Raw genomic sequence first — 17,252 nt, 5'->3', positions numbered from 1 at the left:
GCCTACTCTACTAGCTTTCGTCTATTGACGTGCGTTCGATAGTCTCTACACCTTCTTGAAAGAATTGATAAAAACATTTCTAACAAGCTTGGCACGGTATTACCTGCTATCCACATACAATGGACCGTAGGCTCTCTTAGTCAGCTTCTTCGTGGGTTCTTTTTCTTTTCCCCTTATTCAACTGATACCGTTAGCCGCTAATGCGACACCCTATTGGCTAGGTTCACAAGGTTTGCTCATACACATTACTGTATAGAGGGACTACCAATTAATCCAAAAATTCTATAATATCCCAATGGAAGATATTTAAATATACTGCACCGGCACCTTTTCTTTGCATATTGTTACTCCATACCTTTAAAACGTATGGGGGATAGTCATTTCTGCTATCCTCTCTATATCGCTATAGAGTTCAGACCATATCTTCTTCTCACCAAATTCTTTGTTTAGCCACTCATCGTATTTTTGATGTACCTGAATATGACAGGAATCACAAAGTGGCAATAAATTCATCATAAGGTTTGCTTGATCAAGACTTTCAAAAAAACGAAATGGAATAATGTGATGTAATCTTAGTGTATTTATATCATATTTTTCTAAACACTTTTGACAACGAAAATCATAAAACTCAAACATGTACCCTCTTATTATTGACCAGTTTTTACCATACTTGTTAGTTGTACCGTAATTTAACTCTACAAAAAATTTATTATTACAACTTTTTGAACAAAAAACTTTTGAATCTCTAACAGTATATGCTGGCCTGGAAAAAGACTTTTCACAGTAAGAACATATTAAACCAACAAGCTGGTTTCTATTCAATGCCCATCTACACTTATGCGAACATGTTTTTGTTACATTTTTATCAGAATAGAATTCACTCGCACATATAACACAAACTAATTTATATCGTTTAGTTTGACATTTCTTACTACAAAACTTTTGATTTATCCTTTTTCCTACAAATGATTTTCCACATCCAAAACATATTAAATTATAGTTTGTATTAATAAGCGCAAGCTTCTTCCGACACTCTAATATTCCACACGTTTTGGATCGTTCCATCTCTCTTTTATTATTTTGATTAACCTCATAATTACTTTTACAAATAGGACATATTTTTGTTATAAAGCTCTTTTTTCTCCCCATAACTGGATACACCCTTTGAATTTGGTTGATTTGAGAAGCCAGGTTCGAGCTATATAGTCACCCATATAGCCACTTGGTCGTTGAACCTTCTCCCTATCTAATAGACTTAGGAGCTCGGCTGCTGATTTCCTGCAATCTTGGATTTTTAGGGGGCGCTACGTAATTTCTTCGTAGTATCCTACCTCGATATACTCAGGCGTTCCAGCAATTGACCCGGTTTTATAGTTGAGCCATAAGTTAACCCAACTGATTCGCATACGAAAACGAATCTTCAAGCAATTTCATAACTGGTACAACACCACTTGCTGCGTTATCGATACCTTTAATTTGCTCACCGCGTGCGCGTAATTTACTCAAGTTGAGCGCCACGCCTCCACCAATTTTCGATAGCTGCATCGCCGTATTAATATTAAATCCAATCGAATTTAAGCTATCATCCATCTCTAACAAGAAACAAGACACCATTTCTCCTCTTCTGCTTCTTCCCGCATTTAAAAAGGTTGGTGTCGCTGGTTGGTAGTTTTGTTTTACGATCATGCTTGCAAATTGTTTTGCTTTCTTAACATCGCCACGTCCTAAGTATAATGACACAATTGATACGCGATCTTCGTAGCTTTCTAAGTATTGTTTTTGATCATCCGTCTTTAACGCGTAATCTTTATAAAACTTAGATGCTGCCATATAAGATTGGAACTCGAAGTTTTCACCGTATGCAACGTTGTATACTTCTTCTACTTCCTCCAACTTATACTCGTCCAGAACGTTGTAATAGTAATCCTGTTCATTCATATACTTAATTCGCTCTGCCACGCTATCAAAATGAACGGTATTCGCTCTCGCTTCTTCCATAAAGACTTCTAATGCTTCTTTATCTTTATGAAGCTGATAGAAACCGTCTTGCATTTGCGTGATTTCATTATTCAGTTCAATGTGTCGCAATCTCCCGCACCCTTTCCTTAAAATATTCTACATCTTTATTTGTTCCAGATAACTCGAATTTTGATACAATAGGTACTTCGTATCTGGTTGAGATTTTATCTGCACTTGCTCCGAACATATCTCCCCAGTTGCGATTGCCACTTGCAGATACGCCTTTTAAATTTGCATTATTGCGTTCTAAAAATTCTAAAACACGTTCTGGCACATTTCCAAAACCTGTTGTATACGTAATAAGAACAAAATCTTCGTCTAATACTAGATTCTCATTAATTTGAACGGCCGGCATATTTAATTTGTGGATGAAACGCTTCACGTTTCCTGTCATAGAATCATATGCAACTAACATTTCCGACCCTCCCCTTCTTTCTTTAATACCTAGATGTCGTTTCATGATTTCTCTATATATTGTATTACGTTTCAAAACAAGACACAAGATATATGTATAAATTCTTTCTTTTTTTAACTTTTACTTTTCGACATAACATGTCGTTTTTTTCAATACAAAGACTATGAAACAACATTCTAAAACTCATGTCAATAAAGTGCTTTTCAAAAAAGTTGTCAACGAATTTAACCATTTTCACAAAAATGTTACCAATATTTTTTGTAAAAAAACGATAAATGCTGGAGAAACTTCTTTCTCCAGCATCACACAAAAAAGAACAGACTTTAAGCTGTAATCTGTTCGAAACCGGTTACACATTATTTAGATCATACAAGTAAGACATTCTCTCTCTTATGGATGAAACATTTATTACATCGAATACATATACTTTCTTTTTTGTTACACAATAACAAATATCACTATAATGAAAAGGACACTTATGATGGCACACCACTTTATTCGGTAGTGTGATGAGAAATTTAAAAAGACCGTAAACTCATTCGCAATGTTCAATACGTAAAATATCTTTTATAAATAAATGATGAAAATTCTCGTCTTTATCTTGCATTGTAAACACTGGCGCTTCTTCATCAAAATATACAACCATGCCCTCTACATATTGATTCATATGTTGAAATTTCACAGTTGCTCGAATTTGGGTTTCTTGCTCATATGCTACTTTCAATTTTTCTATAACTTCTTTCGTACGTTTGTGTTTCTCTGGAAACATAACCATTCCTACAAGCCGATTTCCCGCACCATCTTTCCACATGTAGTCCCAATGCGGTAAAATACCTTGTTTAAATTCCCCCATCATTCTCCTCTCCTTTTCCTTCGATCTATTAAGAACGCGGTGTTTCTGTATATGTATAAATAATTTCCCCGCCGCGTTGTGCATTCCCACTGAAATGTTTAAAATCTTCTCGATTTACTACAACCTCACGAAACGTATAAAATACATCCTTAGTTACAACATACTCTTTTATCTCTCCATTTTTCAGTTGATCTAAAATTGTATTTGCTAATTGTTTATCCATGTATTTCACCTCTCTGCAATATTTTATCCTATCTTCCACAAGTCGACAATGTTTAATTTCTTACATTCACAGCAAATATCATATACTACCATAACGGTTCACCCATACCGAATCCAATCGATATGGAAGATTATCTTATAAAATGTAAGAAATTGATGAATCACTGGTTGAAACTTTATTTTATGTTACAATAAGAATGACAACTAGGAGGGATAATATGATTCGGAAAGCAAAAAAGACAGATGCGAAGGCAATAGCTCCTTTATTGTATAACGCTCTGCATGAAATTGCTGAAAAAATCACAGGTGGGAAAACCGAAACAGAAGTCTTGACAGGGCTTGAAACTTGGTTTTCAAAAAAAGGAAATCGACTTAGCTTTGAGAACTGTTTCGTTGAAGAGCAGGATGGAGAAGCAGTTGGAATCATCGTCGCCTATCATGGCAGTCACGCAAAACAACTAGATACTCCCATTGTAAAACACTTACGAAAAATTCATCAAGATTCATCTATTACGCTAGAAAAAGAAGCTGAATTCGATGAATACTATATTGACACATTATCCGTTTCAAGTGCCTATGGCGGACGAGGGATCGGTTCAAAATTGATTCAAGCAGCAGAAAATGACGTCTATGAAAAAGGCTATGAGAAAATTGCATTACTTGTAAATTTAGAAAACAAGCGAGCTTTCTCTTTATATAAAAAGCTTGGCTACCGAGAGGATAAAACGGTTATGCTTGTCGGAGAGCCATATGCTCATTTAGTGAAACCACTCTATAAAAAAGCTTTCGTTTCTTAAAAAAAGCACACGATTCTTCATTGTAATCGTGTGCTTTTATGTTAAATTGGTGTTCAGTATATTTCCATTCATCGCTTCATGAAACGTGTATTCTGTACACCCCCACGGCTTTCTATGAAAGATAGGAGGTCCAGACCAACCTCTTGCACGTAACTCGGCTCCAATCATCGTATTAAAATAACTATGACCTACGAGTGCAATGCGCCCATGTACAAGAGCATAACCAATTAACGTATCAGCTGCTTGCTTCGCTCTCTCCCCTGCTTCTCGGTAGGACTCAACATCTTTAGAATATCCAGTCGTCCATAATGCGCGTCCGATAAACATCCATACTTCTGGTTTACACTTCACCCATTTTGGAACAAGGAAGCTAGATGGCACTTGCGCCTCTCGAAATAGAGCACTTTGAATAAAAGAAAGAGAACCTGTTAATTCTGCTGCTGACTGTACCGCACTTTTTTGATCACTCGTTACAATAAGCTTCGCCGATTCAATTGCTTCAATTGTCTCAATTGATATGTTCTCACTTTTTTCCATGCCTTCTAAATCGTATCGCTCCATCCATTCGTGAAACGATGATGCTGTCATTGATTCTGTAACATTATTTAAGCGACCGTGACGAATAAAAGAAATTCGCATCTTCTCCACTCTCCATTCACCGCTCATCACCTATATTATTATGCACTGTTTCTTATTGCCATCATACCATGGAGAAAGAGAAAGTCATACTTCCTTACATATCCGCACCGCTCTCATGAGTGATAGAAGCATGCACACCATCTAACCCATCAAAATATGTCCCTGTTTCATGGCTACGAATTATTTTTAATTGTTTATATGAAAATAAGAATAAAAGAATCATTATAAAGCTTCCAATAATCTCAAATAACATTTTTACCGCCCCTATTTTATTATACCCCTATATACTGATATAAGCACTTTTTTATCTATTCTCTCTTCAAAAACAGAAAAATATTTTATACATATCTTACAAAAAAATGACTATTTTTTGAAATTTTCTCATGGAAACATTTACAAACAGGGGAATATAGTTCAAAATAAAGGGAAATAAAAAAGAACGCACTTGTTCTTTTTTGGCAAAACTGTAACAAGGAGAGTTGCTTATGAAAATCGCAGAAACTGGAGATATTATCGAATTTAAAGGTGGAATGCAAGGTCGTGTTCAAAAAGTAAATAAAAACTCCGTTATTGTCGATATAACAATTATGGAGAATTTTAGAGAACTAGATATGGAACCTCTTACAGTTGTAAATCACAAAAACTATACCGTTATTAATCAACATGCATAATATAATAGAGAAAAAGGATCTGTATCTTACATACAGATCCTTTTTTCATTAACGATTATCAATTGTTTCAGGGTATAAATCGTGATTCATCATACGATATTCAGCCATCTGCTCATATTTCGTGCCAGGGCGACCATAGTTACAATATGGATCAATTGAGATACCACCACGTGGTGTAAATTTCCCCCACACTTCAATATAACGTGGGTCCATTAATTTAATTAAGTCGTTCATAATCACATTCATACAATCTTCATGAAAATCTCCATGATTGCGGAAACTAAATAAATATAGCTTTAATGATTTACTCTCAACCATTTTTTGCTCTGGAATATAACTAATATAAATTGTTGCAAAATCTGGTTGTCCTGTTTTTGGGCATAAGCTTGTAAATTCAGGACAGTTGAATTTTACAAAATAATCACGATTTGGATGATTATTATCAAATGTCTCTAAAATTTCCGGACTATATTCAAATAAATATTTTGTATTTTGATTTCCAAGTAACGTTACATCTTTTAAATCTTCGTCTAATCTTCCTGCCATTCTTTATACATCCCTTCAAATTCAATTCATAATAGTTCCTTATACGCCTCGCTTATTCCCCCATACTAACGCATGGAGCTGAGGTAATACTTTTGCATCGTTCATCTCTTTACACTGGACAGCTTTTTCGATGAGCCATTCATATTTTTGCAATAAATTCCGAATAAGCATCGCATCATCCACTGTTTTTGTATCATCATTTCCAACTTGTAGGAAAAATGGTACGTGCGGATAACGCTCATGCACCTTTATCGCATATTCAAAATCGTGATCATCAAACACGACAACTTTTAAACTAAAATCTTTTCCAGCTAATCTTTCAATAACAGAATCTAACATGCTAAAATCTGTTTTCATCTGTGAGCTTGGTGGCTTCGGTGAAATCGTTACTTCATCAATACGAAGTAACCATTCCTGCCACTTGCTCCCTTGCGTTTCAATAGCGGTGCGAATTTGCTTTTCTTCTAATAAAGACAGAAACCCTTCTAAATTTTTCAATAATACTGGATTCCCACCTGAAATTGTTACATGTGAAAAGTTTTCACCACCAATTTCAACGAGTTCACTCCATATCTCTTCTGGAGTCATTTGCCGAATTTGTTCTTTCGCTGATCCATCCCATGTAAAGGATGAATCGCACCATGCGCAACTATAGTCACAACCTGCTGTACGGATGAACATCGTCTTTTGTCCAACAACCATTCCTTCACCTTGAATGGTAGGACCAAAAATTTCTAGAACGGGAATTTTACTCACCGATCATCCACTCCCGTCTAACTTCCGCATAACTTGTTGGCGTTTCAAATAGACGTACAAATTCCACACGTGCTCCTTTATATTCATTCGCACGATTTTCTTTTTTTAGCGCTTCTTCCATCTTTTCATAAATCCAAACGACCATATTTTCAGCCGTCGTATTCATCGCTGGTAACGTCTCATTTAAATAGCGATGATCTAAATAAATTTCTATTTCATTTTTCCAAATTTCTTTTATATCTCCAAAGTCAATGGCAAGTCCAATCTCATTCACATATCCACTAATTCCAAAAACAACTTTGTATGTGTGACCATGTAAATTTTTACATTTCCCTTCATAACAGTGCAGGTGATGCGCTGCATCGAATGTAAATTCCTTACTTACCATCACTCGTTTATTATGATATTTCAGTTGTTCACGCTGAATGTCCTTGTCCATTTTTTGCAAATTTTCTACGATGCGAAATCCAAAAAAATTCTGTTCCATTATGCATTCGCTCCTTCACGTTCTTGTAGATACGTATCTAAACCTGCTTTACGCAGTTTACAAGCTGGACATTCACCGCAACCATCACCGATGATTCCGTTATAACATGTTAATGTTTTTTCTCTAACAAACTGGAATGCGCCAAGTTCATCTGACAATTTCCATGTTTCTGCTTTATCAATCCACATAAGTGGTGTATGAATAACAAAAGGATAATCCATAGATAAATTTAAAGTAACGTTTAACGATTTCACAAATACATCACGGCAATCAGGATAACCGCTAAAATCTGTTTCACATACGCCTGTTACAATATGACGTGCTCCAACTTGTTTTGCTAGCACAGCTGCAAATGATAAGAACAGTAAATTTCGTCCATCTACAAATGTCGATGGCAATTCACCTTCTTCATGTGTAATCTCCATATCCGTTCTTGTTAACGCATTTGGAGCAAGTTGATTTAATAAGCTCATATCAAGTACTGTATGTTTAATTCCTAGCTCTTTCGCAATATCAGCCGCACAATCAATTTCTAACTTATGACGTTGATTATAATTAAACGTCACTGCTTCCACTTCTGCAAACTGCTGCATCGCCCAAAATAAACATGTGGTACTATCTTGTCCACCACTAAAAACGACAACTGCTTTTTCTTTTTTCATCTCACTCATTCTCCTTCTCTACTACGAATAAGAAGAAAGAACGTTCTTGAACTGTCACAATAAAAAAACAAAACAATACCTAAGGATATTGTTGTTTCCATAGTTTTTTATAGAGGGAGTTCGCGAACCTCTCCCATGTTATACATGGAATTTCTTCTTTCATTGACAACACACATTGTAACATACTGTCTCTCTCTCGGAAAAATTTCTGATTTTTCTTTTTTTAAACGAAATTCAGATTCATTTTCTTGTATTTTAATAGTATGATTGTACTTAATTAATACTATACATGTGAGAATAGCGAGGAGGCATAAAACTGAAACTCTTTATCATTCATCTCTTTTTAAACATATTATTGATTCTCGTTATCATGCTAGTGTATCACTTATTTTGGAATCAAAAAGGCAAGCATTCACCTAAGCTAAATTCAACTATATTTATATTACTTTGTAGTACTGCCACAATACTTTGCATTTTTTTCGCAGCAAAAACAAATACTGGATTTCAATTTGATATGCGTCATATTGTATTAATTGTTGGCACATTAACAGGAGGGCCTATTGCCGGTGGATCTATTTTAGTTGTATTAAACGTATACCGTTTCTTATTAGGAGGAATAGGAATCATTCCATCCGCCATTGGCTCGATTCTCTTATATATTGTTTTACTTTCTACATACAAATTTTTCAATAAAGGGTCAAATCATGTAAAACTTGTACTTGCCATTTTATATAGTCTTACATACGGACTCGTTTGGATTCCTGCTTTCCTTATCAAAGTATCTAATTCTGAAGACTATCTGCCTCATATTATTGCGTATCAACTATGTACAATAATAGGTACAATTCTTATTCTTTATTTATTGAACATACTTCGATTGCAAGTTCGTTTACAGGAAGAACTTATTAACGCTGAGAAATTTCATCTTATTGGAGAAATGGCTGCTTCCATTTCCCATGAAATTCGTAATCCATTGACTTCAACAAAAGGTTTTTTACAACTTTTACAATCTGACGACTGCTCTGAAAAAGATCGAAAATTATATACAGAAATAGCTATACATGGGATTGAACAAGCAAATCACGTTCTCACAGATTATTTAACATTTGCAAAACCAAGTATTGAGAAAGAACAAAGGTTACAACTAGAAGATGAATTACTTCATGCACTATCTCTTATTACGCCATTAGCTAATTTATCCAATATTCGCATACATTACATAAAACAAAGTAGCTCTTTTTTTATTACTGGCGAAAAGCAAAAATTTAATCAATGTTTGCTAAATATTCTAAAAAACTGTATTGAAGCCATGCCTAAAGGTGGCAATCTTATCCTCACACTAGTTCCTGATCATAAGCATATTCAATTGTATATAAAAGACAATGGAATCGGTATGGACACAGAACAAGTAAAGCGCCTTGGCTCTCCATTCTATTCTACAAAAGAGAAAGGAACCGGGCTTGGAATGATGGTCGTATTCAGCGTCATCAAAGCAATGGATGGAAAAATTGATATTACAAGTGAAAAGGATATTGGTACAATCTTCCTATTAACCTTTCCACTCATACAAAAAACGTGATGAAGATTTCATCACGTTTTTTCTGTTTCATCAACAAGTTCAGCAAACGTCTTTACTTTCCCATGCGGTTTTTGATTTTCTTTTCGTGCTTTCCAACTACGCTCTTGCTCTTTTTTCTTATGTGACATGTTTTCAACTCCTTCATATACTCTCTATGTATTATTCCAAAATAAGAGATAAAAATATGCATCCATCCAGCATATAAAGTGAAACTTCCATCACCTAGCTCTCTTAGTTTTCTCTAAATATTCAAGTAGGAGCTTACTTCCCACGAATAGCTGGATAAAATAAAAGAAGCGAGATAACTACTAACTCGCTTCTTCTATTTATTACGTATAGTTCCCATATACATAAGAATTTTTCTTTATCTTTGCAAAATCGCATATTTTGCTTCTTTTAACTGTGTAAGGTGGCGCTGTTCATGTAAATCAAGGAATTGAATCCATTGATATAAATTGAGTTCATGAAACACAGGGTGTTTCAAAGAATTTTCAAACAATTCCCTTTCATCTATAATACTATGCAGCGTATGCAATAATTCTGCTCGTGAATGTTCGAGTAATTGAATTCCTTGTTGTTTTTTCATTAATGTTTCTGTTGGTTGCATTTGTTGAGGAGCTTCTCGTTTGTATGTTCGATCAAGGATAAGTTGGAGATCTTTGAGCGGTACTACTTTTCTTTCTTTTTTTTGCAAGGCATACACAAGAGCTGATGTAACAGATTGCTCAACTAGGTGCAGGTGATGCAAAATTTGAATGATACTCCATTTATCACGGCGCGGCTTTACATTCACTTCCGTATCATTTAACATCTCAATTTCTGATAATAATGTATTTCTTGTAGATTGTAACGATTGCAGCAAAGTTTCCAAACTAACATTCATATTAGATTGAAGCATAATTTTCCCCCCTCTTTTTTGGTAAAAAGAGGCGCTTCTAGTTTAGAAACACCTCTTTAAAAATCTGAATTTTCTTATATTATCTCATTATTTTATAAATGTGTCGATTACAAAATACGTAAAAACTACGTATCATTTTTACAATTTTGTGTCATCTACTGCATGTAACCATGCTTGAATCTCATTGATTACCCCTTGCACGCATCCATTAGCAAATGGGGATGTTAAATTTGCTACCTCTACTAAATCTAGGAAAGACTTACTTCCTCCTTGTTGGCAAAGATTCACATAGTCTTCCCACGCTTCTTGTCTATTATCTCTTGCTCGCTTCCAAAATTGCAGTGCACAAATTTGAGCCAATGTATAATCAATATAATAGAAAGGAGAACTATAAATATGGCCTTGGCGTTGCCAGAAACCACCACGTTCTAAATAGTCATTATCTTCATAATCTCGGTGCGGTAAGTAATTTCTTTCAATATTACGCCATGCTGTTTTACGCTCTTCTGGAGATGCTTCTGGATTTTCATATACATAATGTTGATATTCATCAACAGATACACCGTATGGTAAAAATAGAAGTGCTGAACTTAAATGAGAGAAATAATATTTATCCGCATCTTCCTCAAAGAACAATTTCATCCATGGCCATGTGAAAAATTCCATACTCATAGAATGAATTTCACACGCTTCATATGTTGGCCAATTATACTCTGGAATTTCAAACTTGCGGCTCTCATATACTTGAAACGCATGTCCCGCCTCATGTGTTAACACATCAATATCCCCTGATGTTCCATTAAAGTTTGAGAAAATAAACGGCGCTTTATAATTTTCAATATATGTACAATAACCGCCGCCAGCTTTTCCTTTTTTCGCAACTAAATCTAATAATTCATTCTCTAACATAAAATTAAAGAATTCATCGGTTTCTTTTGATAATTCTTTATACATCGTCTTTCCGTGATTAATAATCCACTCTGCATCTCCTTTTGGAGTCGGATTACCTGTTGCATATTCAAAGCTCTCATCATAGTAAGCTAATTTTTCTACACCGATACGCGCTTTTTGTCTATTTCGTAATTCTGTTGCAACTGGAACGATGTAATCTAATACTTGTTTACGATAATTTGCCACCATTTCCGCATTATAATCTGTGCGGTACATTCTTGCATATCCAAGTTCAACAAAGTTTTGAAAACCAAGCGTTGTAGCAATTTTCGTTCTTACTTTTACAAGGTCATCGTAAATACGGTCTAACTCTTCTTCATGCTCTGCTAAAAAGCCGTAATAAGCTTCACTTGCCCTTTTACGCATATCTCTATCCTTATGTTGCATAAAAGGTCCAAGCTGTGATAATGTTCTTTCTTCACCTTCAAAGTCAATTTTAGCAGCCGCTAAAAGTTGTGTATATTGGGAAGATAATTTATTTTCCAATTGCAAATCTTTTACAATTTCATCTGAATATGTTTTTACATCACATTCTGCTAAAGCAAATAACTGCTTCCCATAATAAGCTTCTAACTCCTCACGAAATGGAGAATTCATCAATGCTTTATAATATTTCGTTGTATAGCCTTGTACAATAGGAGAATATTCATCAAAGAAATCTTGTTCTTCCTTATAAAATACATCTGTTGTATCAATAGAATGGCGAATGTAACAAATATTTCCCATCGTGCCAAAATCATTGCGAATTTCATTAATTACACCAATGACTTGTTTTTGCTCTTCTATCGTCTTTGCATTCTCAAATTGTTCTAAAGCTGCAGTAAATTTTCCTTGTAACTCCTCTATATTCGGGCGTTTATATTCATAGTTCTGAAATGACATGAATGCGCCTCCTCTCAATTATATGTACCATTACTATAATTCCATTTCCTTTTCTGAATCTCCTTTTATTCTTCAGCAAAATTCGTCAGAAGCTATACCATTCCTTTACCTATATTTCCTTCTTTCAATGAATTTTCGAGTAAGGGTGTCACTCCCGCAAATAGCAGGATAAACAAAAAAGCCTTTGATTATTTTACATCGAAAGCTTTTTACACATGTTATATAAATTCATTTTGATTTTTTAACATATCATTGCCGGACCCTATCTCTCATCAAAAAAAGCAATGTTTTTCAATTTATATTTATGTATATATCATTTTTCATACTTTCCGACTTTTTTAAGTAAAGATAACAGTTCATTTTTCTCCTCTTTTGTTAACATTTCAAAGGAATCATGTATAATTTTTTCATGATTTGGAAAAATAGTAGCGATGAAGGTCTCTCCTTCTTCTGTTAACTGTGCATATATAACACGACGATCATTTGGGCATGGAATTCGTTTTACAAGCCCCTTTTTTTCTAACTTATCAATAACATACGTAATACTTCCACTTGCAATTAAAATACGCTCTCCAATTTGTTGAAGTGGCTGACCGCCTTTATGATATAGCAATTCTAACACAGCAAACTCAGTCGGATTCAGCCCGTTACTTTGTATTGATTTATTTGTAGCATCCATAACAAAGCGGTGCACACGCGATAGTGCAATAAAAACTTTTAAAGATTGAGAAATACCTTCTCGTTCATCATTCAATTTCATAAGATTTCAACCCTTCACTTAAATTCACAAGGATTCGAGACAACCTACCGAATAAAAAGGTTATTCATAACCGCTAATGGTTCACCTGTGTCTCCGAGTGATTGCTCAATCACTTCTCAGTTTTACTCTTTCCTCATACTAAAAATATACTAACAATTACATATTAAATAAAAGCATGACAATTTTAACACAGTTTATATATAATGATAATAAAAAAGAAGGAGTAGCAACCTTGAACGGGAAATTACGGAGCGTAACTTTATATATATTGCTTGCTATATTACCAACGTTAGGAATCGGTGCACTTTTCTATTCCTATCATACATACCAGATGCAAAAGGAAAACAAACTAGCTGCTCACACTGTTTTATTTTTATATAGAGACTATTTAGATCATCATATCGGTGAAGCTATTTCCGCTTTAGAAATGCTTGCTATGGTGGTAAATACAGAAACAGAAAATACAAACAGAATTCAACAAATATTACACGATACCGATGAAAAAAGTGAGCATTTTTCCGGATTGTATTATACAAATAAAAATGGTTTAATCACTATATCATCACAAGGCTTAACATCGCCAGTTCATGTTTCAGATCGGGACTATATAGTAGAAGCCTTTAAATCAAAAAAAACAACTGTATCATCTGTCATTATAGATCGAGTTCTTGGGCACCAAGCCATTATGATTGCCACACCCATTTTTACAAAAAACAAACAAATTTCTGGCTTATTGTTGGCCAGTTTACGCTTTGATTATATATCATCTGCTCTAAATGCTATTAAACCCCAATATCACTTTGAAGTAACAGATCAGCATGATGTAGTCTTTTTAACAGATGATAATAAAGAACCGATTGGGCAACATACAAACAAAATTTCTACTCCATTACAAAAATTAAACTGGCAAGTTTCCGTTTCTCCATTACCTATTCATAAAACAACTTTATACCAAACAGTTCTGGTAGAATGTCTCGTTACTTTATTTTTAATGACGATTTTATTTCTACTTGTTCAATATGTTTTACTGAAACGACAAACAAAATTGGAGAGACAACAAAATGAAATACAAAAAATCGAATTAGTTGGTACTTTTGCAGCTAGTACAGCTCACGAAATCCGGAATCCACTTACCGGAATTAAAGGTCTCGTAACACTGTTAAAAGAAAAACATACACAAGAGCAAGACCAATTTTATTTTTCTGTTATTGAACAAGAAATAGAGCGTATTAATGAAATCGTTAGCGAATTCCTTATTCTCGGAAAACCAACAGCGATTATTGAAAAAAGGTATGATGTAAGAGATATTATTAAAGAGGTAGCAATAATTATTCAATCGGAAGCACATTTGTATAATATTATATTTACCTTGCAGTTACCAGACCATCCTGTTCATATCCGGTGTTCAAAAGATCATATGAAACAAGTGGTTTTAAATATTACAAAAAACGCAATTGAAGCTATGTCATCTGGTGATACATTAACAATTCAGGTAACCAGTAACAAAGAACACGCGCAATTACACATTGTTGACACAGGAAAAGGTATTCCAATGCATATTCAAAAACACCTCTTTCATCCGTTCTTTACCAATAAAGATACCGGAACAGGTCTTGGCCTTGTCATATGCAAACGAATTATAGAAATGTATGATGGACAAATTGTGATTGATAGTAAAGAGAATACAGGAACCACTGTCCATATAAAACTTCCATTAGATCACGCATAATTATCCTTCTCTACGGAGGGTAATTATGTTTATTTCATAAAAGCAGTCACAAACATTTTCCAAAAAGCACTTGATTTCCCTTCATATGCTATTTGAAAAAAAGGTATCTTCATAAATGTGAACCATCTTGGTGTTTGTTGTTCTTTATAACGTTGATACTGTAAAATAAGCTTGTCCAACTCTTGACTCACTTGAATTGTTTCTGCACTGTTTAATCCATTTGTTAAACCTAAATGAATCATTTCTTCACGTTTCATATGAATATCACGCGAAAGCTTTTCCATTGTGTACCTCCGTTTTGCTGTAAACATCCATATCCCCCTCATTATTCTTCCATACTCTTTCCTTCATTTTCACCCTATACATTCAAACTGTACATGTATAGTATACTCCACTTGAATTGGAATACTCAGAATTTTTAACATTTTCCTCCTGTAATTTACAAATCTTTATCCTCACTTTGAGAATTATTACAAATTATTCTATCTTTGTAAATACATTCGCAATAATAGACATTTTTTTTATGTTATTTTTTGTAAACGACAAATAAACTCCACTTTTTAAATTTTTTATTTACATTACTTCGACATTTTTCTCGTTTAATTTATGTGAAAAACGCAAATCATAATTACAGATTTGCATTTCCATCTTCACAAATAAAGTAGTGTACCCTATTTTATCCCGCATGAAGGGGCAGTAAGGCCACCACCTCAAGATTCAGAGAGAAATGAGGAAGATAAGTAGGGATCACCTGCCCGTAAAATCCCGATTGGTGAAGGCTTTTTCTGTTAACGCACATGGGTTACATATCTAATTTGGTTCACTAACCAGAACTTTAATGGGCGTCATTTATAGCCCATTATTCAATCAGAAAGGAACTTCTTATATGCGGAAACATATCGTTATTTTTTTCATTGCATTATTTATTGGCATTTTCCCTCTTCAAACGTATGCTCATACAAATAAAGTCGCCATTGTAATCGATGACTTTGGAAATAATATGAAGGGAACAGAGAGGATGCTATCCCTTCCCATTCCACTTACTGTAGCCGTTATGCCCTTTCTTCCATCGACAAAACAAGACGCTATAGCTGCGCATGAAAAAGGCCATGAAGTCATTATTCATATGCCAATGGAGCCTATTAAAGGAAAGAAAGAATGGCTTGGCCCTAAAGCCATTACGACTGATTTAAATGATCATGAAATTAAAAATCGAATTGAACAAGCGATCCAAGAAGTCCCACATGCAATTGGAATGAACAATCATATGGGCTCTAAAGTAACAGCTGATGAAAGAATTATGCGCATCATACTATCGGTATGTAAAAAACACGGGCTATTTTATTTAGATAGTAAAACAAATCCTAATAGTGTAGTACCGAAAATCGGAAAAGAATTAGGCGTTCCTATTGTAGAAAATCAATTATTCTTTGACGATGTTTATACACCATCTCATATTACAAAGCAAGCACAGGTACTCTTGCAAAGAATTAAAGAAAAACCTGTCGTAGTAGCAATTGGTCATGTCGGCCCTCCTGGGGAAATTACTGCTCGTGTTATTGAGTCCAACATTCCTAAAGTACGTGAACATGCAGATTTTATTTTTTTATCCGATCTTGTTCTCTCGCCACCACCTGTTTCCAAACAAAAATAGAGAGCAGCTATATGCTGTTCTCTATTTCTATACTGTCCTTATATATAATCTACATGACTAACGCGAAATCCTTTTTTCTCGATTTTTGCAATTAAGGTTTCTAATGCTTTTTCATCTAATTCATCTGTAAGATTTACAATAACACGACGCATATATCGATCACCATTGTCTAGTGTAAATAATCCACCAATATGATAAGACTTAAGCAACGTTCCTAACTCCTTAATTGTTCCCTTACAATCTTGCGTTGCAATCGTTATTATATAGCCACCTGTTTGCATCCCAAACGAATCTTCAATGACATCAAATATATTAGAATGTGTTAAAATCCCAACAAATTCATTATACTCATTCAGTACAGCTAAAAATGGAAGACGCCTAATTACATAAAAAGCTCGAAAAAATGAATCCTTTTCAAAAATAAATGCAGATTTATTTTCCACAATATCTTTTACATATATATCGTCTAATCCCTCATTACATTTCCGTTCTAAAATATCTACTTTATAAATGATTCCTTTAAATTTCTTCTCATCTTCTGCAAGCACAGGAATCGCTCTATATCCCTTCTCATTCATCATTTTTAACGCCTGTTCCCCCGAATCATTACCCTTACAAAATGTTACCTGTTGTTTCGGCAGAAAATGATATTTAACTCGCAAAATACGTTCCTCCTCACATGACGACATGTAATCTATATATAATAAGGAGACCCATATTTTATGAGTGAAA

General features: G+C 34.4%; 21 protein-coding genes, 2 pseudogenes and 1 riboswitch. Of the genes and pseudogenes, 5 read left to right on the top strand and 18 right to left on the bottom strand.

The features are described from left to right. Nucleotides 1–268 precede the first annotated feature (268 nt). The 6 genes and pseudogenes from LOK41_RS29260 to LOK41_RS08420 form a co-directional block, all read right to left on the bottom strand. Nucleotides 269–343 (bottom strand): annotated as a pseudogene (locus LOK41_RS29260) (hypothetical protein); the annotation flags it as partial. A gap of 14 nt (nucleotides 344–357) precedes the next feature. Next, nucleotides 358–1,149, bottom strand: a complete 792-nt coding sequence (locus tag LOK41_RS08440) for an HNH endonuclease (protein WP_241816069.1) — start codon at nucleotides 1,147–1,149, stop codon at nucleotides 358–360. Nucleotides 1,150–1,389: 240 nt separating this feature from the next. Beyond that, nucleotides 1,390–2,088 (bottom strand): annotated as a pseudogene (locus LOK41_RS08435) (ribonucleotide reductase N-terminal alpha domain-containing protein); the annotation flags it as partial. After that, a complete protein-coding gene (gene nrdI / locus LOK41_RS08430; protein ID WP_241816068.1) occupies nucleotides 2,075–2,434 on the bottom strand; it encodes a class Ib ribonucleoside-diphosphate reductase assembly flavoprotein NrdI in 360 nt (119 codons plus the stop codon). The gene nrdI and the pseudogene LOK41_RS08435, both read right to left, overlap by 14 nt. A 535-nt stretch (nucleotides 2,435–2,969) precedes the next feature. Then, the gene (locus LOK41_RS08425; RefSeq protein ID WP_241816067.1) at nucleotides 2,970–3,287 is read right to left on the bottom strand and encodes a hypothetical protein; all 318 of its coding nucleotides are present in this window, start codon (nucleotides 3,285–3,287) and stop codon (nucleotides 2,970–2,972) included. Nucleotides 3,288–3,315: 28 nt separating this feature from the next. Further along, a complete protein-coding gene (locus LOK41_RS08420; RefSeq protein WP_241816066.1) occupies nucleotides 3,316–3,510 on the bottom strand; it encodes an abortive phage infection protein in 195 nt (64 codons plus the stop codon). 217 nt (nucleotides 3,511–3,727) lie between these two features. On the opposite strand from LOK41_RS08420, the gene LOK41_RS08415 reads away from it, so the two are divergent. Then, on the top strand, nucleotides 3,728–4,306 hold the full coding sequence (locus tag LOK41_RS08415) for a GNAT family N-acetyltransferase (protein WP_241816065.1): 579 nt from the start codon (nucleotides 3,728–3,730) through the stop codon (nucleotides 4,304–4,306). Nucleotides 4,307–4,342: 36 nt separating this feature from the next. Here the strand turns inward: LOK41_RS08415 and LOK41_RS08410 are convergent, their stop codons facing one another. After that, complete coding sequence (locus LOK41_RS08410) at nucleotides 4,343–4,945, bottom strand: histidine phosphatase family protein (RefSeq protein ID WP_241816064.1); 603 nt, start codon at nucleotides 4,943–4,945, stop codon at nucleotides 4,343–4,345. Between the two features lie 94 nt (nucleotides 4,946–5,039). After that, nucleotides 5,040–5,198, bottom strand: a complete 159-nt coding sequence (locus LOK41_RS08405) for a hypothetical protein (RefSeq protein ID WP_241816063.1) — start codon at nucleotides 5,196–5,198, stop codon at nucleotides 5,040–5,042. A 232-nt stretch (nucleotides 5,199–5,430) separates the two neighbouring features. Between LOK41_RS08405 and LOK41_RS08400 the strand changes: the two genes are divergently transcribed. Further along, entirely contained in the window at nucleotides 5,431–5,616 is a 186-nt protein-coding gene (locus LOK41_RS08400; protein WP_000683952.1) for a YkvS family protein, read from the top strand. Between the two features lie 48 nt (nucleotides 5,617–5,664). On the opposite strand, the gene queF is transcribed toward LOK41_RS08400, so the two are convergent. The 4 genes from queF to queC are packed head-to-tail and all read right to left on the bottom strand — an operon-like array spanning nucleotide 5,665 to nucleotide 8,067. Beyond that, nucleotides 5,665–6,162 (bottom strand): preQ(1) synthase, encoded by a 498-nt coding sequence (queF, locus tag LOK41_RS08395; RefSeq protein ID WP_241816062.1) that lies wholly within the window; start codon nucleotides 6,160–6,162, stop codon nucleotides 5,665–5,667. 39 nt (nucleotides 6,163–6,201) lie between these two features. Next, nucleotides 6,202–6,918, bottom strand: coding sequence for a 7-carboxy-7-deazaguanine synthase QueE (gene queE, locus LOK41_RS08390; RefSeq protein ID WP_241816061.1), 717 nt, complete (start codon nucleotides 6,916–6,918; stop codon nucleotides 6,202–6,204). Continuing rightward, nucleotides 6,911–7,405 carry a 6-carboxytetrahydropterin synthase QueD gene (gene queD / locus LOK41_RS08385; protein ID WP_098359797.1) on the bottom strand — a complete coding sequence of 165 codons (495 nt, stop codon included), beginning with the start codon at nucleotides 7,403–7,405 and terminating at the stop codon, nucleotides 6,911–6,913. Before queD ends, queE begins: the two co-directional genes overlap by 8 nt. After that, the gene (queC, locus tag LOK41_RS08380) at nucleotides 7,405–8,067 is read right to left on the bottom strand and encodes a 7-cyano-7-deazaguanine synthase QueC (RefSeq protein WP_174099476.1); all 663 of its coding nucleotides are present in this window, start codon (nucleotides 8,065–8,067) and stop codon (nucleotides 7,405–7,407) included. Before queC ends, queD begins: the two co-directional genes overlap by 1 nt. Nucleotides 8,068–8,160: 93 nt before the next feature. Next, nucleotides 8,161–8,204: riboswitch (PreQ1 riboswitch) on the bottom strand. Between the two features lie 233 nt (nucleotides 8,205–8,437). Here queC and LOK41_RS08375 point away from each other — a divergent pair. Then, complete coding sequence (locus LOK41_RS08375; protein WP_241816091.1) at nucleotides 8,438–9,646, top strand: ATP-binding protein; 1,209 nt, start codon at nucleotides 8,438–8,440, stop codon at nucleotides 9,644–9,646. 11 nt (nucleotides 9,647–9,657) lie between these two features. Here LOK41_RS08375 and LOK41_RS08370 read toward each other — a convergent pair whose 3' ends face one another. The 4 genes from LOK41_RS08370 to LOK41_RS08355 all read right to left on the bottom strand — a co-directional run bounded on the left by LOK41_RS08370 (nucleotide 9,658) and on the right by LOK41_RS08355 (nucleotide 13,137). Then, entirely contained in the window at nucleotides 9,658–9,774 is a 117-nt protein-coding gene (locus LOK41_RS08370) for a DUF6254 family protein (RefSeq protein ID WP_000018497.1), read from the bottom strand. 236 nt (nucleotides 9,775–10,010) lie between these two features. Further along, on the bottom strand, nucleotides 10,011–10,544 hold the full coding sequence (locus tag LOK41_RS08365; RefSeq protein WP_241816060.1) for a DinB family protein: 534 nt from the start codon (nucleotides 10,542–10,544) through the stop codon (nucleotides 10,011–10,013). Between the two features lie 138 nt (nucleotides 10,545–10,682). Further along, a complete protein-coding gene (locus LOK41_RS08360; RefSeq protein ID WP_241816059.1) occupies nucleotides 10,683–12,377 on the bottom strand; it encodes a M3 family oligoendopeptidase in 1,695 nt (564 codons plus the stop codon). A 313-nt stretch (nucleotides 12,378–12,690) separates the two neighbouring features. Continuing rightward, on the bottom strand, nucleotides 12,691–13,137 hold the full coding sequence (locus LOK41_RS08355; protein ID WP_241816058.1) for a MarR family winged helix-turn-helix transcriptional regulator: 447 nt from the start codon (nucleotides 13,135–13,137) through the stop codon (nucleotides 12,691–12,693). Between the two features lie 175 nt (nucleotides 13,138–13,312). Here LOK41_RS08355 and LOK41_RS08350 point away from each other — a divergent pair, with 175 nt between their 5' ends. Next, a complete protein-coding gene (locus tag LOK41_RS08350; protein WP_481748798.1) occupies nucleotides 13,313–14,866 on the top strand; it encodes an ATP-binding protein in 1,554 nt (517 codons plus the stop codon). 29 nt (nucleotides 14,867–14,895) lie between these two features. Here the strand turns inward: LOK41_RS08350 and LOK41_RS08345 are convergent, their stop codons facing one another. Next, nucleotides 14,896–15,177, bottom strand: a complete 282-nt coding sequence (locus LOK41_RS08345; RefSeq protein WP_241816056.1) for an aspartyl-phosphate phosphatase Spo0E family protein — start codon at nucleotides 15,175–15,177, stop codon at nucleotides 14,896–14,898. Between the two features lie 575 nt (nucleotides 15,178–15,752). Between LOK41_RS08345 and LOK41_RS08340 the strand changes: the two genes are divergently transcribed. Then, the gene (locus LOK41_RS08340) at nucleotides 15,753–16,520 is read left to right on the top strand and encodes a divergent polysaccharide deacetylase family protein (RefSeq protein ID WP_241816055.1); all 768 of its coding nucleotides are present in this window, start codon (nucleotides 15,753–15,755) and stop codon (nucleotides 16,518–16,520) included. Nucleotides 16,521–16,558: 38 nt separating this feature from the next. Here LOK41_RS08340 and cbpA read toward each other — a convergent pair whose 3' ends face one another. Next, nucleotides 16,559–17,182 carry a cyclic di-AMP binding protein CbpA gene (cbpA, locus tag LOK41_RS08335; RefSeq protein WP_174099468.1) on the bottom strand — a complete coding sequence of 208 codons (624 nt, stop codon included), beginning with the start codon at nucleotides 17,180–17,182 and terminating at the stop codon, nucleotides 16,559–16,561. Nucleotides 17,183–17,252 lie beyond the last annotated feature (70 nt).

This window comes from Bacillus sp. TL12 (genome assembly GCF_022625245.1).
GTDB lineage: Bacteria > Bacillota > Bacilli > Bacillales > Bacillaceae_G > Bacillus_A.
Note: the sequence above shows the minus strand (reverse complement) of the source record. Positions and strands in the feature narration are given on the sequence as shown.

Excerpts from the sequence above, each read along its gene's own strand:
- LOK41_RS08440 (WP_241816069.1), bottom strand. The coding sequence starts at position 1,149 with ATGGGGAGAAAAAAGAGCTTTATAACAAAAATATGTCCTATTTGTAAA.
- nrdI (WP_241816068.1), bottom strand. The coding sequence starts at position 2,434 with ATGTTAGTTGCATATGATTCTATGACAGGAAACGTGAAGCGTTTCATC.
- LOK41_RS08425 (WP_241816067.1), bottom strand. The coding sequence starts at position 3,287 with ATGGGGGAATTTAAACAAGGTATTTTACCGCATTGGGACTACATGTGG.
- LOK41_RS08420 (WP_241816066.1), bottom strand. The coding sequence starts at position 3,510 with ATGGATAAACAATTAGCAAATACAATTTTAGATCAACTGAAAAATGGA.
- LOK41_RS08415 (WP_241816065.1), top strand. The coding sequence starts at position 3,728 with ATGATTCGGAAAGCAAAAAAGACAGATGCGAAGGCAATAGCTCCTTTA.
- LOK41_RS08410 (WP_241816064.1), bottom strand. The coding sequence starts at position 4,945 with ATGCGAATTTCTTTTATTCGTCACGGTCGCTTAAATAATGTTACAGAA.
- LOK41_RS08405 (WP_241816063.1), bottom strand. The coding sequence starts at position 5,198 with ATGTTATTTGAGATTATTGGAAGCTTTATAATGATTCTTTTATTCTTA.
- LOK41_RS08400 (WP_000683952.1), top strand. The coding sequence starts at position 5,431 with ATGAAAATCGCAGAAACTGGAGATATTATCGAATTTAAAGGTGGAATG.
- queF (WP_241816062.1), bottom strand. The coding sequence starts at position 6,162 with ATGGCAGGAAGATTAGACGAAGATTTAAAAGATGTAACGTTACTTGGA.
- queD (WP_098359797.1), bottom strand. The coding sequence starts at position 7,405 with ATGGAACAGAATTTTTTTGGATTTCGCATCGTAGAAAATTTGCAAAAA.
- queC (WP_174099476.1), bottom strand. The coding sequence starts at position 8,067 with ATGAAAAAAGAAAAAGCAGTTGTCGTTTTTAGTGGTGGACAAGATAGT.
- LOK41_RS08375 (WP_241816091.1), top strand. The coding sequence starts at position 8,438 with ATGCTAGTGTATCACTTATTTTGGAATCAAAAAGGCAAGCATTCACCT.
- LOK41_RS08370 (WP_000018497.1), bottom strand. The coding sequence starts at position 9,774 with ATGTCACATAAGAAAAAAGAGCAAGAGCGTAGTTGGAAAGCACGAAAA.
- LOK41_RS08365 (WP_241816060.1), bottom strand. The coding sequence starts at position 10,544 with ATGCTTCAATCTAATATGAATGTTAGTTTGGAAACTTTGCTGCAATCG.
- LOK41_RS08360 (WP_241816059.1), bottom strand. The coding sequence starts at position 12,377 with ATGTCATTTCAGAACTATGAATATAAACGCCCGAATATAGAGGAGTTA.
- LOK41_RS08355 (WP_241816058.1), bottom strand. The coding sequence starts at position 13,137 with ATGAAATTGAATGATGAACGAGAAGGTATTTCTCAATCTTTAAAAGTT.
- LOK41_RS08350 (WP_481748798.1), top strand. The coding sequence starts at position 13,313 with ATGACAATTTTAACACAGTTTATATATAATGATAATAAAAAAGAAGGA.
- LOK41_RS08345 (WP_241816056.1), bottom strand. The coding sequence starts at position 15,177 with ATGTTTACAGCAAAACGGAGGTACACAATGGAAAAGCTTTCGCGTGAT.
- LOK41_RS08340 (WP_241816055.1), top strand. The coding sequence starts at position 15,753 with ATGCGGAAACATATCGTTATTTTTTTCATTGCATTATTTATTGGCATT.